This window comes from Burkholderia sp. 567 (genome assembly GCF_040545115.1).
GTDB classification, from domain to species: domain Bacteria; phylum Pseudomonadota; class Gammaproteobacteria; order Burkholderiales; family Burkholderiaceae; genus Burkholderia; species Burkholderia ambifaria.
In genome coordinates this window covers 336,698-351,819 of the sequence record NZ_JBEPLG010000006.1, presented here as the reverse complement: position 1 = coordinate 351,819, position 15,122 = coordinate 336,698, and the positions used below count along the sequence as shown (strand labels likewise).

Sequence of the window (15,122 nt, the reverse complement as noted above, 5' to 3'; positions counted from 1 at the left end):
TCACGCCGATGAACGCACCACACAAACGCGATTTCTCGACCAACGAACGCCTGCCCAGGATCGCGTTGCTCGCCGCCGGCATCGGCTTGCTCAGCACGCTGGCGGCGTTCGTGCTGTTGAGCCTGATTCACCTGTTCACGAACCTGTTCTTCTTCCAGCAGTTTTCGTTCACCGAACGTTCGCCCGCGAACCATACGCTCGGTGCATGGGTGATCGTCGTGCCGGTGATCGGCGGGTTGATCGTCGGGCTGATGGCGCGCTTCGGTTCTGAGAAAATCCGCGGCCACGGCATTCCCGAGGCGATCGAGGCGATCCTGTTCGGCAAGAGCCGCATGTCGCCGAAGGTCGCGATCCTCAAGCCGCTGTCGTCGGGCGTCGTGATCGGCAGCGGCGGCCCGTTCGGCGCCGAAGGCCCGATCATCATGACGGGCGGCGCGCTCGGCTCGCTGATCGCGCAATGCGTGCACGTGACCGCCGCCGAGCGCAAGACGCTGCTCGTCGCGGGCGCGGCCGCCGGCATGACCGCCGTGTTCGGCACGCCGGTCGCCGCCGTGCTGCTCGCGGTCGAGCTGCTGCTGTTCGAATGGCGTCCGCGCAGTTTCCTGCCGGTCGCGCTCGCCTGTGCGGTCGCCGGCTTCGCACGCGCGGTGTTCTTCGGCGTCGAGCCGCTGTTTCCGCTGACCACCGCGTCGCCGACGCCCGTCGCGCTGCTGTCGTGCATCGTCGCGGGCCTGCTGTCGGGCATGCTCGCGTGCGGCCTGTCGGCTGCGCTGTACCGCGTCGAGGATACCTTCGCGAAGCTGCCGGTGCACTGGATGTGGTGGCCGGCGCTCGGCGCGGTCGTGATCGGCATCGGCGGCTGGCTCGAGCCGCGCGCGCTCGGCGTCGGCTATGACGTGATCGGCGACCTGCTGCATCAGCACATCGCGCTGAAGATCGCGCTGGCGCTGTTGATCGTGAAAGCCGTGATGTGGGTGATCGCGCTCGGTTCCGGCACGTCCGGCGGTGTGCTCGCCCCGCTGTTGATGCTCGGCGCGGGCCTCGGCACCGTGCTGTCGCCGGTGCTGCCCGGCGGCGATCCGGCGCTGTGGCCGCTCGTCTGCATGGCCGCGACGCTCGGCGCCACGCTCGGTGCACCGCTCACCGCGATCGTGTTCGCGTTCGGCCTCACGCACGATGCAAACGCGCTGCTGCCGCTGCTCGCGGCGACGCTCGTCGCGCACGGCTTCGCGACCATCGTGATGAAGCGCTCGATCATGACGGAAAAGATCGCGCGCCGCGGTTATCACATCTACCGCGAATACGGTGTCGATCCGCTCGAACGTCATGACGTGGCTGAAGTGATGACGCCCGCCGACGCGCTCGTCGCGATCGACGGCGCCACGCCGCTCGACGCCGTCGAGTCGCAATACTTCGGCGCGAAGCAGATGCACCGTGCGTACCCGGTCGTGCAGAACGGCCGCCTGCTCGGCCTCGTCGATCGCGCGACGCTCGACGCGCACCGCGCGCAAGCCGGGCCAGACGCATCACTCGCGAGCGCGTTCGCCGATCGCGCACCGGCCGTCGCGCAGGCACACGAGACGTGCCGCGTGGTCGCATCGCGACTCGCGATGCTCGGCCTCGAACGGCTGCCGGTCGTCGACGATCCGCAATCGCTGCGCGTCACCGGCATCGTGTCGCGCAGCGACCTGATCAAGCCCGCGCTTCAGCACTTCGACGACGAACAGAAACGCGAGCGCTTCCGCCCGGTCGTGCCGGTCAACCTGCGCGATATCGGCGCCCGCAAGGCCGGCTGATCTTTGCAGCGATGCGCGGCGCGCCGGCCGCGCCCCGCTCTTTTCGCGATCTCCCGCAGTCCGAAACGGCGCGTCCGGCGTTTGAACTTCGTTGACAATTCACCGGACGAAAGTTTGTCATCATGGTGCTCATGCGACGGGGCCACCATTCAGCCATTCCACTTCGTCATCCAATAAAGAAGCGTCGCGGCGCGACATGCAGACACATGCAGCGCGCCGCGGCCGTCAATCCGCCACACCACAGGGCAGCGAGCCGACCTCACGAAGCATGACGTCGTTGCCGCGTCCCCGCCTCCATGCGGGCCGCACGCGACGCATGCCGCGGCGCAGCAGAACACACAGCATCCGGATCGCCGTTTGGCAAGCGCGTTAACAACTTGTTGCGGAATCGCCGGAACCGCATGGGTCCGATGCAATCTCACAGGGACGCAGTTCTGCTGCGCATCCCACTCAATCAATCACGACTCGAGGGAGATAAAACGTGAACATGAAATACTTACCGCTCATCGCATTGACCGTGGCAATTTCTGCTCATGCTGCCGATCCGGCCATGCAGAATGTGGGACAAAGCCAGAAATCCGCTCCGGACGTCTCGGCGTGCATCGCCAAGACCTGGGCTGACAAGTCGCAACAACAGGTCGTCTCGCAGAACGTGCTCGCCAACGGTCTCGCGACCGATGTCTACGTACCGGGCCAGCAACCGCCGAACGGCGCGGCCGCGATGGTTCGCCCGTCGGGGCAGCCGGGCGCGAAGACCTGGGTCGGCGTGCGTGGCGACGCCGCTTCCGCCGGCGACATCAGCGCCTGCCTGTAAGCCCAGCACCGGACGGCATTGCGCCGTCCGCATGCGACGAGCCCCGCTTCGGCGGGGCTTTTGTTTTGGCGTGTCGGCCGCGCGCTTACAGGTAGCTGCAGACGTAGTCGAGCGTCTCGAGCACTTCGATGTCGAAGCGGCTCTTGCCCGGCACCGAGAACGATTCGCCGGCGCCATAGGTTTGCCATTCACTGCTGCCGTCGAGCTTCACGCGACACTTGCCGGCCTGCACTTCCATCAATTCGGGCGCGTCCGTGCCGAAGTTGAGCGCGCACGGCAGGATCACGCCGAGCGTCTTGCGCGTGCCGTCCGGGAAGAGCACGGTATGCGACACGCACTTGCCGTCGAAGTAGACGTTCGCGCGCTTGACGACCGATACGTTGTCGAATTGGGTTGCACTGGTCATGTGATGCCTCTGATTGCTGGATGCCGGATGGCGTGTTGTCGGAAGCCGGCCGTGGCGGCAGGCCGGCCGCTATGATACCGGCTCGCGGCGAGCGAGCCGCAAGCGCGGCCCTGCCGGCAATGCCCGGCAGATAGTCAGGATCACTACTTGATGCGACGCACGCCCTCGCCTGCACTGCTCATCCGAGCCCTTTGCGTCGCGCGGAATCGCGCAGACAGTCGAGCAGCATCGCCGCGGCCGGCGTGAGCGGGCTGTCGCGGCGCGTGACGACCTGCACGGATACACCCGGCAGTCGCTCGCGGATCGGAAGCACCGCGAGCTGGTCGCGCGCCCACTCGCCGTGCAGCAGTTGCTCGGGCATCGACGCGATCAGGTCGCAGCGCGTCATCAGGCTGTGCGCGAGCCCGAAGCTCGGACATTCGACGACCCGCTGCGGCACCGGCAGCCCATACGCGACGAACGAATTGAACAGCACCTGGGTCGAGCTTTCGGGCGACGGATTCATCAGCCAGTCGGCGTCGACGAGATCGGCGAGCGACGTGGCCGACGCGAGCGGATGCCCCTTGCGCGCGACGATCAGCGATCGGCTCGCATAGAGCTCCGCGTGATCGAACTCGGCCGCCAGCAATTCGGGCACGACGACGGCCACCGCGAAATCGAGCGAGCCGTCGTGCAGCCGCGGCAGCGCGACGCCCGGAAACCCTTCGATCAGATTGACGCGCGCGACCGGAAAGCGCCGTCGGAACGCGCGAAACGCATCGGGCAGGATCGTCACCGCCGCCGCCGGCGTGATCGCCGCCGCGACGGAGCCCGTCATCGCGCCCTGCGCCTGCTCGATGTCGTCGCGCGCGCGCTGCATTTCCGCGACGATCAACCGCGCGCGCACCTGCAATTGCTGGCCGAACGCGGTGAGCTGCACGCCGCGCGCGGTGCGCACGACGAGCGATACACCGAGCGCGATCTCCAGCTCCTTGACCGCCTTCGTCAGCGCCGCCGGCGACACGTTCAGACGCCGCGCGGCCGCGCGGATGCTCCCTTCTTCCGCGACGGTGACGAAAGCTTTCAGCTGATGGTATTTCATGGGGGCAATGCGTGATCCGTGGAAACCCGGTGCACCGTGATGCTTGGCGGCTGAGGGTATTCCCGAGCGGCAACCAATGGTGTGCACCAAAGCAATTTAGCAGCTTCTGGTGCGCAAAAGAAATTTATATGCTTGCTCGTCATAGGCGCGTCAAACGCCCCTCCCCGCCCCACAGGAGACACCATGCTGCAAGCCGTGAACCCCGTCATCCCCGGTATCGCCGCGATCGCCCCCGATCTGATTGAAGTGCGCCGCCGCATCCACGCACACCCGGAACTCGCGTTCGAGGAAACGCTGACCAGCGATCTCGTCGCCGAGCTGCTCACCGGCTGGGGCTACGAAGTGCACCGCGGCATCGGCAAGACCGGCGTCGTTGGCGTGCTGCGCGAAGGCCAAGGCACACGCACCGTCGGGTTGCGCGCCGACATGGATGCGCTGCCGCTCGCCGAAACCACCGGCCTGCCTTACGCGAGCCGCCACGCGAACAAGATGCACGCGTGCGGCCACGACGGCCACACCGCGATGCTGCTGTGCGCGGCGCGTCACCTCGCAGCCACGCGCCAGTTCTCCGGCACGCTGAACCTGATCTTCCAGCCGGCCGAGGAAAACTTCGGCGGCGCGAAATCGATGATGGACGATGGCCTGTTCGAGCGCTTCCCGTGCGACGCGATCTTCGCGATCCACAACATGCCGGGCCGCGCAGCCGGCGACATGGCGTTCCGCACCGGCGCCGCGATGGCGTCGGCCGACCGCGTGACGATCACGCTGCGCGGCGTCGGCGGTCACGGCGCGATGCCGCATTTCGCGCGCGACCCGATGTCGGCCGCGGGCAGCATCATGGTCGCGCTGCAGACCATCGTCGCGCGCGAGGTCGATGCGCAGCATGCGGCCGTCATCACGGTCGGCAGCGTGCAGGCCGGCGAGACCTTCAACATCATTCCGGAAACCGTCGTGATGAAGTTGTCGGTGCGCGCGCTGGACGCCGACGTGCGCGCGCTGCTCGCACGCCGCATCGAAGCGCTCGTGAAGGGCCAGGCGGAAAGTTTCGGCGTCGCGGCCGAAGTGGATTACGACTACGGCTATCCGGTGCTCGTCAATCATCCGGAACCGACCGCGTTCGCCGCCGACATCGCGCGCCAGATGCTCGGCGCCGAGCGCGTCGAGATCGACACCGCGCCGCTGATGGGCAGCGAGGACTTCGCGTTCATGCTCGAGGCGCGCCCCGGCTGCTATGCATTCATCGGCAACGGGATCGGCAGCAAGGGCGGCTGCATGGTGCACAACCCCGGCTACGACTTCAACGACGACATCCTCGCGATTGGCGCGAGTTACTGGGTTCGCGTCGCCGAAGCCTGGCTCGCGGCCTGACGGCCCTTCATCACGCAGTCCCGCGCCTTAGCAGGGGAACCCCATGGAAACGTCCGCCCTTTCGTTCGCCGGCACGCCGGTCGATGCCCGCGCCGCCGCGAAGAAGCGCCGCCTGATCGCGGCCGCCGCGGTCGGCAACGCGCTCGAGTTCTACGACTTCACCGTCTACAGCTTCTTCGCGATCCTCATCGGCAAGCTGTTCTTTCCGGTGCATTCGTCGTTCGGGCAGTTGATGCTCGCGGTCGCGAGCTTCGGCGTCGGCTTCGTCACGCGTCCGCTCGGCGGGCTCGTGATTGGCATGTACGCCGACCGCGCCGGCCGCAAGAAGGCGATGATCCTTACGCTGCTGCTGATGGCGCTCGGCACCGCGACGATCGCGGTCGCACCGACCTTCGCGCAGATCGGCCTCGCCGCACCGCTGCTGCTCGTGCTCGCGCGGCTGCTGCAAGGGTTCGCGTCGGGCGGCGAAGTCGGCGCGTCGACCACACTGCTGCTCGAACAGGCGCCGCAGCACCGCCGCGGCTTCTACGCGTCGTTTCAGTTCTCGAGCCAGGGGCTCGCCGCGCTCGCGGGCGCGCTGACCGGCGTCGCGCTGACGTCGACGCTCAATGCCGCGCAGCTCGAAAGCTGGGGCTGGCGCGTGCCGTTCATCATCGGCACGCTGTTCGTGCCGCTCGGCTACTGGCTGCGCCGCACCGTCGAGGAAGTGCCGCCTGCCGCGCCCGCTGCCGCCGCGACGCACGACGAGCCGGTCGTGTCGCTGCCGCTCGCCGCCGTGCTGCGCCATCACGGCAAGGCCGTGTTCGCGGGCCTCGGCGTGACGATCGGCGGCACGTCGATCCACTACATCATCGTGTTCTACATGGCGATCTATGGCGTGCAGGTACTGCACCTGCCGACCTGGCTGTCGATGACAGCCGGCTGCGTCGCCGGCGCGATCCTGATGCTCGTGACGCCGATCGGCGGCCACCTGTCGGATATCTACGGACGCAACCGGATCGCCTGGTGGACGCGCATCGTGCTGATGGCCGCGATCTATCCGGCGTTCATCGCGCTGAACCGTTGGCCTGGCGCCGCGTCGCTGCTGTCGATCATCGCGGCGCTGTCGATCGTGCACGCGATCAACATCGGCGCGACGGGTGCGATGCTCGGCGAGTTGTTCCCGCGCGCGGTGCGGGCGACCGGCGGTGCGCTGGTGTATAGCGTGGGCGTCGCGATCTTCGGCGGCTTCGCGCAGTTTTTCGTCACGTGGCTGATCGCGGCGACCGGGAATCCGAATGCGCCTGCGTGGTATGCGATCGGCTGTGGCGCGTTTACGCTGCTCGCGATTCGGTGCATGGATGAGAAGGCGGGGAAGGCGCTTGATTGATTGGGGGTGCGTCATTGACGTCGCGCCCGCGCATCGGGCATGATCGTTCAATGCATAACGCCACGATCACCCTTTCGACGACCACGCGCACGACCGCCTTCGGCGGGCCCGTGCGGCGAGGGCGCGCAAGATCGTAGCGTCACCGATTCCCACAGGCCCCGCCGGTTCCGGACGGGGTCTAGTCGTTTCTCCGTCTGCATCGGCCATTCAGGAGAAACACAATGTCCGCAGTCCCTTCCCCGAAACATGCGCTTCTCGTCATCGATATGCAGGTCGGGCTGTTCCATGGCCCCGATCGTCCGCATGACGGTGAACGCGTGCTGGCCAACATCAATCGGCTGATTCGTCGCGCGCACGAAGCCGGTGCGCCCGTGTTCGCCGTGCGCCACACCGGCCCGGCCGGCTCGCCGATCGCGCCCGATGCGCCGCTGGCCGCGCTGCTGCCGGAACTCGCGATCGATACGGCACGCGACATCGTGTTCGACAAGACCCGGCCGAGTTGCTTCGCGGGCACGCGGCTCGCCGAATGGCTGCACGCGGCTGGTATCGGGGAAATCGTGATTGCCGGGATGAAGACGCAGTACTGCATCGATACCGCGTGCCGCGCGGCCGCCGATCTCGGGTTTCGGGCGGTGCTCGTCGCCGATGCGCACACCTGCATGGACACGCCGGCGCTGCCGGCCGAGCGGATCATCGCGCATCACAATGCGACGCTTGGCGGGCCGTTCGCGGTGCTGACGACGACTGAGGCGTGTGGGTTCTGAGACAAGGCGCGAGACGGACCGTAAAGCGTGAGGGCACTCGCCTCAGCAAAGTCCGTTCGCGCGCATCGCCTCGATACACGACGACGCGTCGCGAACTGAAACAACTTTCCTCGAGAGCGTCACGTCTCCGGACAGAAATTTGCTGAGCCGCTGGTCGAAGTGATATGAAAACTTGATCAGGCCGATGGTGTTCCGGAAGGTCTCCTTGGGCAGCTTGCCCGTCATCGTCGAATGAATGAAGCGCTTGATCAGGCGGATCGCTCTCACGCGAAACGAAACCTCGACCCTCAAGATTAGTGAACACTCGACGAGCAGCGGGTACATTCGCTTGTCGTATGCACCTTCGACAAACCAGCGGTCCTGCTTGAGAATATTTCCGATCGCGTGCGCCATCGATTCGTCCGAGTTCTTCACAAACTCGGCCCTCGTCATGTCCCAATAGACATGGTCGAATTCGTGCGTGGCGACATTGAACTTGCGTGCCAATTCCATGGCAATCGTCGACTTCCCCGCGCCCGACGGGCCTACGATGCACACCTTCATGTTTTAGCCGGAAACCTAGGTTGTGTGAAGGTCAGCAATCCATCTCGCCACGTAAGATAGACGAGTACCTTGTTCTTGGTTTTCAACATAAATTGTCCGGTAGCAGCCACTTCAACCCCGACAGCAGACAGCGAGGCTGTCGCCGCCACGCATGCGAACGGCATCCTGATTTTAGGCATCGCCGGAATCGCTGCGCCTTCATAGCCAACCTCCCGTCTTGACCGTGCACGGAAAGCGCCGGACCGGACCGCCAACGCCCTCATACAGCACGAGCCGCACCGCATAATGGAAACTGGCATAGCGACCAACGTAACGGCTCAGCACATCACCGAACAGCGCGACGTCTCCGGATCCGGCGAATTCGTTCGGTTCGATGCCGATATTGACGTTCACAATCCTGTCGATACGCCCGCCTACCACTTCTTCTTCCTCGTCCAGCCACACGTAGTGGATTGCCTCGATGCGTCGCCGGTTGTCGTCCCGCTGCGTCCAGTCATACAGCGACAGCGCGCCACGTAGCACGTCGGCGTTCATCATGTTCAGTTCCGACGAACCGTCTCCGTTGAAGTGCGAAATCACTCGCCACGCGTAGTCGCTATCGCGCGGCGGATATAGCGGCATCGTAGGCGCGGTCAGGTTGCGTACCCGCTCGACGCCGGTAAAGGCCGATGCGGGTTCCGTAATCGTCGATTCGAGCAGCGCCATGCGCGGCAATCGCCCGTTGTTCGCCAGCACCCTGACCATCACCTGCCCGTCCGGCGGGCTTCCCGGTTCATCCCACAATTGACCGCCCAGCGTCAGCCACATCTCGCGCTGCCCTGTCACGCCATGGCGGATCGACGTGTGGTAATGGCGGTCGGGTGACGCATGCCGCATCATCCCGCCACGGTGTCGAAACTCCTTGAACGACCGGTATTCGTGACGAATCGCATTGCGCGGGTCGGCCGCCGCAACCGCCAACGCATCGTATGGCTCGACATGCTCACCTGCCCACGCGGGAGCGCACACCGGATAGTCGCGCTCGTGTGCGTCCGGCCGAATCGCTTGCGCGTCCAGTTCGAACAGGTTGATGATCGGTGTACAAAATAGACGGATATTGCCTGCGTCGAACGTCGCGTTGCCGGGAATTCGCGCATTGAGCACCATCTCGAACTCGATGCGTGTCTCGCCCGGCGGCACGCTTGCGGCGTCGAAACCGCATAGGTCGACAAAGTGAAATTTCTCGGGGAACGCGAAGTACTCGAGCAGTGTCTGCTCGCGATCCAGCTCGACATCGCGCCCGTCATGGTCGACCGGCCACAGTCGCGCGTCAGGTCCGAAGCCGGCCGCCTCGAAACGCATGCCGGACTTCGGTTGCAGCTGGCCGTCCAGCACGCTCGGCATGCGCACGCCGATAGACTTGACCTGTCGCGTGAAGACAGCATACAACGCCGATGCGGTCGATCGGTCACCGTGCAGGTAGAGACGAATGCGCGACAGGTCATCGAGCAGGCGTTGCTCGCGGTGCACCAGATCGAATACAAGCCGGATCGTCATGCGACCGTCTTCGCGCACCCGGGTGCCCGCTTCGCGCACCGTGAGCGGCAGCAAGCGTACCGGCTGCGTCGTACGATAGACGCATACGGTCCCCGCCTCGCCGACCGGCGTCGATCGTACCTGCAGCCCCGCCGGCAGCATATTCAGCGTCCGCGCCTCACCCACGCGCGGCACGCATTCGAGAATAGCCAACGACGGAATCGTGCGGCCTGCATGCGGCCACAAATGATCGATCAGCGGATCGGTCAGTTCCGGCGACGTATCGTCGAGTTTCATCCGCAGCCGGCTGGCGAGGAACGCGAATCCCTCATACGCCTGCTCGACACTGTCGTGGCGCGCGCCGGGCATGGCAAGGCCCAGCCGACGGGCGACCTGCGGCTGCGCCTGCGCGAATTCCATCCCAGCCTCGCGCAAGTAGCGCATCTCGGCGTCGAAGTACCGCAGGAACGGATCGCTATCCTGCCGGCTAGCTCCACCTGTCGGCCGCCGGTTCTCGTCACCTCCTGAGACCTTCCTTTTTTCGTCACTCATGGCATCAGCTCCGGCGGCAAAGGCGGCAGGCCGGACATGGCGGACGGAACCGCCCCGCCCTTGCCGACCACAAAGATTCGCTCCGCCATCCTGAAGCCGCGAAGTTTCAATAGTTCGAGCGGACCGGCGCCGAGTTGCGTACGCAGCACGTAGGCGAGCGGCACTCCGTCTGCATTCCACGTCAGCCTGTAGCGCGTGCTGTCGAGCGGCTTCACTTCGGCTTTCGCCAGCAAACGCACGAAGGCCCAATCTCCTGTCGTCTCGAAAGCTTGACGTAGCCCCGCGTCGAGCGTCTGCCATGTCAGTCCCGCACGCCCATTGAGGCCGTTGCCCGGCCACGCGAGCGGTGTCCAGCTTTCTTTCTGGTTGAAGTAGACGATTTGCTTGCCGTCGACCGACAGTTCCGAGCGTGTCACGTCAGGCGTCGGCAGCGCCATGATCTCGAATTTCTCCAGTGCATCGCCCTGACCATACGCCTGCACGCCGATCGTCGATAACTGCCGAATGCCGGCGAGGAACTTCGGATCGAACTGCAGCGCCTGCGGCGCCAGTTCGTTCGGCAGCCACTGGTCGCCCTGCTGTTTCATCACGCCGGCAAGCTGCGTTGAAATGAAACGTGCGATCAGTCCGGTATCCGGTCGCACATAACGGCCCAATTCGGCAAACGACGCATCGGCCTGCGTGTCGAAGAACGGATAGCGGCCGCTCACGGCCGCGTTGAACGGCGCGGCGACGCTCGCGCGCCAGGCTTCATTCAGGCTCGCCGCCGCCGGTTGCAGGATTGTCTGCCATGCCCCCTCGAGCGGCTGCGCGAACGCTGCATCGCCGAAGCCCGACCACGCGGAGCCGAGGCTTGCGGCCGTCAGTGCCGCGTCGTCTCGCGCCTGCGCCAACTCCGACAGCTTCCCCTGAAACACCGCCTGCGCGAGCGAACGGGCCATCGCCTGCGCGTCCGCGCTGCCGGCAATTTGCTGCAATTTCAGGCGCATCGTCGTGACCGCCGTCAGATAACGTGACAGGCTTACGCCGGTCAGCGCGACGCTTTCCGGCCGGCCGGCCTTGCCATCACCGTGGTTCGGCGTGCCGATATCACCCATCAGCGCCAGCAGCGGCCCGAACGACTTGTCGAGCGGCTTGGCTGCCTGCGCATGCGTTTCATCGTCGTTGCCGATCAGGCTTTGCGCCTTGCGCACCAGCGTGTCGGTCAACGCCTGAGGCGGCAGGCCCGCCTGCCCCTGAAATTGCACCGCCTTCATCAGCGCGATGAGCGGGGAAGTCTGCGCGTCGGCCAGTCTCGACAGTTGCTCGATCGCGCCTGTCAGGTTCGACGCCGGCTGCCACCGGATACCGTTGAGCATGCGCTGCCAGGCGGCCGCATACTCAGCGAAGTAGCGTGCGGTCAGGCGCTCCTTCAGCGCCTCGACCGCGTGTCTCTCTTCGACGGCCGCCTGAGTACGGTTTTCACCGCGGGCCGCGAAGGGGATCCCCTCAACGATCCGGTTCGGCTGCCCGCCGGACAGCACCCAGTCGCTGCTCACCTTCCGCGCACTGGAAACCTTGTCGATCGCCTCGGCAATCATCCCGTCCCATGCTGCACGGGTGTAAGCGCCCGGCACGGTCTCCGATGCCGTGAAGAGTCCACGCGAATCCGTGCCGCCAAGCAGCGTTTCGAGCGACGCGTCCGCGTACTTGCCTTTCACTTCGTCGAGGATATTTTGATAAACCGTGTCATCGGCCGATGCGAGGCCAATCTGCGTGATCAGCATATTGCGGGTCGATGTCACGAGGTTGCTATCCGGCGCGATCCGCCATTCGGGATGGGCCTTCAGGTGATCGGCATAGAAGCCGGCGAGCCGCTGGCCGGTATCGTCGCGTTCGCCCTCCGGCATCTCGACAGGCCTGGGCCACGTTGCAACGAGCAGCCGCTTCAGGAATTCGGGTTCCGTGCGCGCCGGCTCGGCCAGCATTAGATATGACTTCAGCGCGTTGTACGTGCTGCCGCGCGCTTGTGCGGACTGCAGGCTATCGGCTCGAGCAGTGTCCGCATACTTGAGAAGCGCCTCGATTGACTTGACGACAGGTGCCTGAAGGTTACGCGTCGCGATGGTCCGGTACGGCTCCCAGAGCGACGCGAGTACTTCATCGTTGTGCGAAAGACCGCCGCGCAGATACCAGGGCACACCATGCGTTTGGCGGTATTCGAGCTTCTCCATCAGTCGCTGCAGCGCGAGTTGCGCGCGCCAGGCCTGCCCCGTTTGCGGTCGTGCGCCCGAGGCGGCGTCTGCCATCGTTCGCGCGTCGCGCATCAGTTGCTGATTGCCGATGAACGAGACCGTCAACCATACGCACCACGCGATCGCGCCGGCAATGACGAGCGTCGCCAGCGCATTCGGCCAGTAGAAGCCGATGCGCCGGCCCACGTCGTGCCGATCGGCGATCGCCTGCCAGACGGGCAGCAGCGGCGCGGGCTGCGATGGAAACGTGAACGGTGCGCTTGCCGGCGCAGCGACAACCTGTTCCGATGCGGGCTCGCCATCCGAAGTCACCGGAATGGGCGTCGGGACAGCCGCCGGTGCGGCGAATACGGGTGCGAACATCACCCCGGCGAGCGGCGCGCGCAGCCACGGCGCGGCCAGCAGTGCATTCCAGCCCGTCACGATGTGTTCGTGTTGCTTGCCGATGTATTGGGATATCTGTGCAAGGTAGGTAATACGAGCGGGTGTCGTGCATAGTCGAGCACCCGCATCCGCCGTATCCCGCTCGAGCGCAACCAGTTGCTCGTTCAGCATCGCCGGCCACCCTGCATCCTTGCCCGTCGTACCTGAAAACGCGCCAATCACCTCGAATGCATCGGGGCGACCGCCCTCCGCGGACACTGCGTGCAGGAATGTCACGGGCGCGGCCCAGCCGAGATCCGTCGACATCGCGGCAAGCGTGCGCGACAATTCGCTATCGGGTAGAGAATCGTCCGCCAGTCTCACGACCTGGATCACCTTGTCGATCGGCCGGCGGCGGCGCAGTTGCCGGAGCTGACGCCGCCACATTCCCCCGTCGATACCGTCCGGCGAGGCATGTACGAGAATCGCGTTGCCGACCGGCATCGCTCCTCCACGCTTCAGGCCCGGCGCAACATTCTCGATCAGCGTGTCCGCGCCGTTCAGTAGCAGCCACTGCGTCCGGTAACGCCAGCGCCAGCCGTGCGAGGCGCGCAATTCGTCGCACAACGATTGCAGTCGGGCGTCGTATTTGAGGGTCTTCGCTTGTTTTATCACTTCGCCGCGCTGCCCGGCGTCCGCACGAAACACGCGCCCGACGAGGCGATAAGCTCCGCCGTAAAGCAACCCCACATGCACCAGAAGCGCCACCACCAGTGCCACTAAAATCCACATCGAGACGCCCAGCTTCGTCTCGCGCGTGAACGTGCCGAGCAGGTCGCCCTTCACCCAGACCGCCGCGAACGAGACCGCCGCCAAGAGCAGCGCCAGAAAAATCGGCCCCCAGGCGAGCAACCGGCCAGTATCGGTTGACTCCACCTCTCCCGACCCAAGGATTTGCATGTTATTGCGTGCGTTCGTCATCGGATTCTTCGTGCTTGATTGAGTCGGTGACGTGCAGGATCGCGGCCTGCACAGTCGACGTGGTAGAGGGCCCATGGAGGATCAACTGCGTTCCGGCGTCGGCTTCGATGGCCGCCGCGATCGACAGCCATCCGCCTGCCGCACCGGCATGACCGAGCATGCGGTCAGGCCGGCGTTGGGCTTCCTGTTTCGCGACGCTCGTAAGGCCAGTACTGCGCAGCGCCGGGAGCAGCTTTCCGTCGTGCGCGTTGTCGAGGCCGCTGATCCAGGCCGACGCAACGGTGGCGGCGTTGGCTTGGCCCCACAACATGCTGTTTGAGAGCACTGCCTCAACGCCTTCAAGATCGTCCATAACCGGCCGGTGCAGCGTGCCGATTACCTTCACCGGTTCTGGCAGTTGAAACACACCTGGACCAAGCAGCACGGCGACAGCACCTTCGGTGCTGCCCGGCGGAGGCTCATCGTGCCATTCGGCCGCGACGACCAACAGTGGCCTCTGTTCGCCAGCGTCCAGCCATGCGTCGGCAACCATCAAGCCATCCGCGGCCGCCACCGCCTGACACTCCAACGTGTCCAAGCCTGCCCGCAGCAGCGCTTGCCTCATCTGTTCCACTCGCTGGCCGGCGGTTTCCGGCGTCGACAGCACGCGCACGGCGGGCGCGTAATTCGGGCCGTATTGCGAAAGCGTGGACAGGCTCTCAACGAGCGGCGCCAGCGCGTGCTCGATCACGCGTACGACGGGCGGCATGGGTGCAGGCGGTGTCGTGGCTTCAGCCGTTTCAGTAACGTCGGTATGCTCCGCGTCGGCCGTCTCCTCTTCGGCCGACTCGTCGTCGACCTCCATGTGTTCGTTCTCGTCCTTCTGCAGTAGCGGATCGTCATCGGCAAAGCGGGTGTGCAGGACGCGTCCCGTGCCGCCACGCGGCGAACGAGCTTCCAGCAGAGATGTCTTGCCGGCCAGCAATTCGCCCAGTGCAATGACGGCAAGCGGCAGGCAATATCCGGCGCCGAGCACCTGCAGAGGGCGCTGAGCCGTGCGAATACGGGTCTTCAGCCAAGCCGTGCGATGACGGTTTCTGAACCGCGCATAGAGATAGTCCGCCTCATATACGGCGCGAGCGATTGCGAGTGCCGTGAAGTACACCGCGTTCGGGATGCCCAGGAGGCAAAGCCAGAACTTTGCACCACTAGCAGGCGCGCCGGTCGGCCACATCAGCAGCACCGTTGCGGCGCCGAACCCGCAGCACAAAACCCAGCCAACCAGCCAAGGCCAAAAGCGTAAGCCGCTTGCCGGATACGCCGATGGCAGGCCCGCAGGCGACAGATCGATGGGCAT

At 65.3% G+C, this 15,122-nt stretch carries 11 protein-coding genes; 5 read left to right on the top strand and 6 right to left on the bottom strand.

What is annotated here, in order from left to right; genetic code table 11:
- Positions 1-8: 8 nt before the first annotated feature.
- Both ABIC50_RS19690 and ABIC50_RS19685 read left to right on the top strand, forming a co-directional pair.
- A complete protein-coding gene (locus tag ABIC50_RS19690; RefSeq protein ID WP_354166319.1) occupies positions 9-1,796 on the top strand; it encodes a chloride channel protein in 1,788 nt (595 codons plus the stop codon).
- A gap of 487 nt (positions 1,797-2,283) precedes the next feature.
- The gene (locus ABIC50_RS19685; RefSeq protein ID WP_011658969.1) at positions 2,284-2,610 is read left to right on the top strand and encodes a hypothetical protein; all 327 of its coding nucleotides are present in this window, start codon (positions 2,284-2,286) and stop codon (positions 2,608-2,610) included.
- A gap of 85 nt (positions 2,611-2,695) precedes the next feature.
- Here ABIC50_RS19685 and ppnP read toward each other — a convergent pair whose 3' ends face one another.
- Positions 2,696-3,016 (bottom strand): pyrimidine/purine nucleoside phosphorylase, encoded by a 321-nt coding sequence (gene ppnP, locus ABIC50_RS19680; RefSeq protein ID WP_006478890.1) that lies wholly within the window; start codon positions 3,014-3,016, stop codon positions 2,696-2,698.
- Between the two features lie 178 nt (positions 3,017-3,194).
- Positions 3,195-4,097 carry a LysR substrate-binding domain-containing protein gene (locus ABIC50_RS19675; RefSeq protein ID WP_011658971.1) on the bottom strand — a complete coding sequence of 301 codons (903 nt, stop codon included), beginning with the start codon at positions 4,095-4,097 and terminating at the stop codon, positions 3,195-3,197.
- A 183-nt stretch (positions 4,098-4,280) separates the two neighbouring features.
- Here ABIC50_RS19675 and ABIC50_RS19670 point away from each other — a divergent pair, with 183 nt between their 5' ends.
- The 3 genes from ABIC50_RS19670 (at position 4,281) to ABIC50_RS19660 (ending at position 7,598) form a co-directional block, all read left to right on the top strand.
- Positions 4,281-5,465: a M20 aminoacylase family protein gene (locus ABIC50_RS19670; RefSeq protein WP_354166318.1), complete on the top strand. Its 1,185-nt coding sequence runs from the start codon at positions 4,281-4,283 to the stop codon at positions 5,463-5,465.
- Positions 5,466-5,508: 43 nt separating this feature from the next.
- A complete protein-coding gene (locus tag ABIC50_RS19665) occupies positions 5,509-6,834 on the top strand; it encodes an MFS transporter (protein WP_354166317.1) in 1,326 nt (441 codons plus the stop codon).
- Between the two features lie 221 nt (positions 6,835-7,055).
- Positions 7,056-7,598: a cysteine hydrolase family protein gene (locus tag ABIC50_RS19660; RefSeq protein ID WP_354166315.1), complete on the top strand. Its 543-nt coding sequence runs from the start codon at positions 7,056-7,058 to the stop codon at positions 7,596-7,598.
- Between the two features lie 42 nt (positions 7,599-7,640).
- Here ABIC50_RS19660 and ABIC50_RS19655 read toward each other — a convergent pair whose 3' ends face one another.
- The 4 genes from ABIC50_RS19655 to ABIC50_RS19640 form a co-directional block, all read right to left on the bottom strand.
- Entirely contained in the window at positions 7,641-8,141 is a 501-nt protein-coding gene (locus ABIC50_RS19655) for a (d)CMP kinase (protein ID WP_354166312.1), read from the bottom strand.
- A gap of 198 nt (positions 8,142-8,339) precedes the next feature.
- Positions 8,340-10,208 (bottom strand): type VI secretion system baseplate subunit TssF, encoded by a 1,869-nt coding sequence (tssF, locus tag ABIC50_RS19650; protein ID WP_354166310.1) that lies wholly within the window; start codon positions 10,206-10,208, stop codon positions 8,340-8,342.
- The gene (locus ABIC50_RS19645; RefSeq protein ID WP_354166308.1) at positions 10,205-13,786 is read right to left on the bottom strand and encodes an ImcF-related family protein; all 3,582 of its coding nucleotides are present in this window, start codon (positions 13,784-13,786) and stop codon (positions 10,205-10,207) included. Before ABIC50_RS19645 ends, tssF begins: the two co-directional genes overlap by 4 nt.
- The gene (locus ABIC50_RS19640) at positions 13,767-15,122 is read right to left on the bottom strand and encodes a KPHS_23130 family T6SS system protein (RefSeq protein ID WP_354166306.1); all 1,356 of its coding nucleotides are present in this window, start codon (positions 15,120-15,122) and stop codon (positions 13,767-13,769) included. Before ABIC50_RS19640 ends, ABIC50_RS19645 begins: the two co-directional genes overlap by 20 nt.

What these genes read in the sequence shown, in the direction of transcription:
- ABIC50_RS19660 (WP_354166315.1), top strand. Translation starts at nt 7,056, where the DNA reads ATGTCCGCAGTCCCTTCCCCGAAACATGCGCTTCTCGTCATCGATATG.
- ABIC50_RS19645 (WP_354166308.1), bottom strand. Translation starts at nt 13,786, where the DNA reads ATGACGAACGCACGCAATAACATGCAAATCCTTGGGTCGGGAGAGGTG.
- ABIC50_RS19640 (WP_354166306.1), bottom strand. Translation starts at nt 15,122, where the DNA reads ATGCCCATCGATCTGTCGCCTGCGGGCCTGCCATCGGCGTATCCGGCA.
- ABIC50_RS19690 (WP_354166319.1), top strand. Translation starts at nt 9, where the DNA reads ATGAACGCACCACACAAACGCGATTTCTCGACCAACGAACGCCTGCCC.
- ABIC50_RS19665 (WP_354166317.1), top strand. Translation starts at nt 5,509, where the DNA reads ATGGAAACGTCCGCCCTTTCGTTCGCCGGCACGCCGGTCGATGCCCGC.
- ABIC50_RS19685 (WP_011658969.1), top strand. Translation starts at nt 2,284, where the DNA reads ATGAAATACTTACCGCTCATCGCATTGACCGTGGCAATTTCTGCTCAT.
- tssF (WP_354166310.1), bottom strand. Translation starts at nt 10,208, where the DNA reads ATGAGTGACGAAAAAAGGAAGGTCTCAGGAGGTGACGAGAACCGGCGG.
- ABIC50_RS19675 (WP_011658971.1), bottom strand. Translation starts at nt 4,097, where the DNA reads ATGAAATACCATCAGCTGAAAGCTTTCGTCACCGTCGCGGAAGAAGGG.
- ABIC50_RS19670 (WP_354166318.1), top strand. Translation starts at nt 4,281, where the DNA reads ATGCTGCAAGCCGTGAACCCCGTCATCCCCGGTATCGCCGCGATCGCC.
- ABIC50_RS19655 (WP_354166312.1), bottom strand. Translation starts at nt 8,141, where the DNA reads ATGAAGGTGTGCATCGTAGGCCCGTCGGGCGCGGGGAAGTCGACGATT.
- ppnP (WP_006478890.1), bottom strand. Translation starts at nt 3,016, where the DNA reads ATGACCAGTGCAACCCAATTCGACAACGTATCGGTCGTCAAGCGCGCG.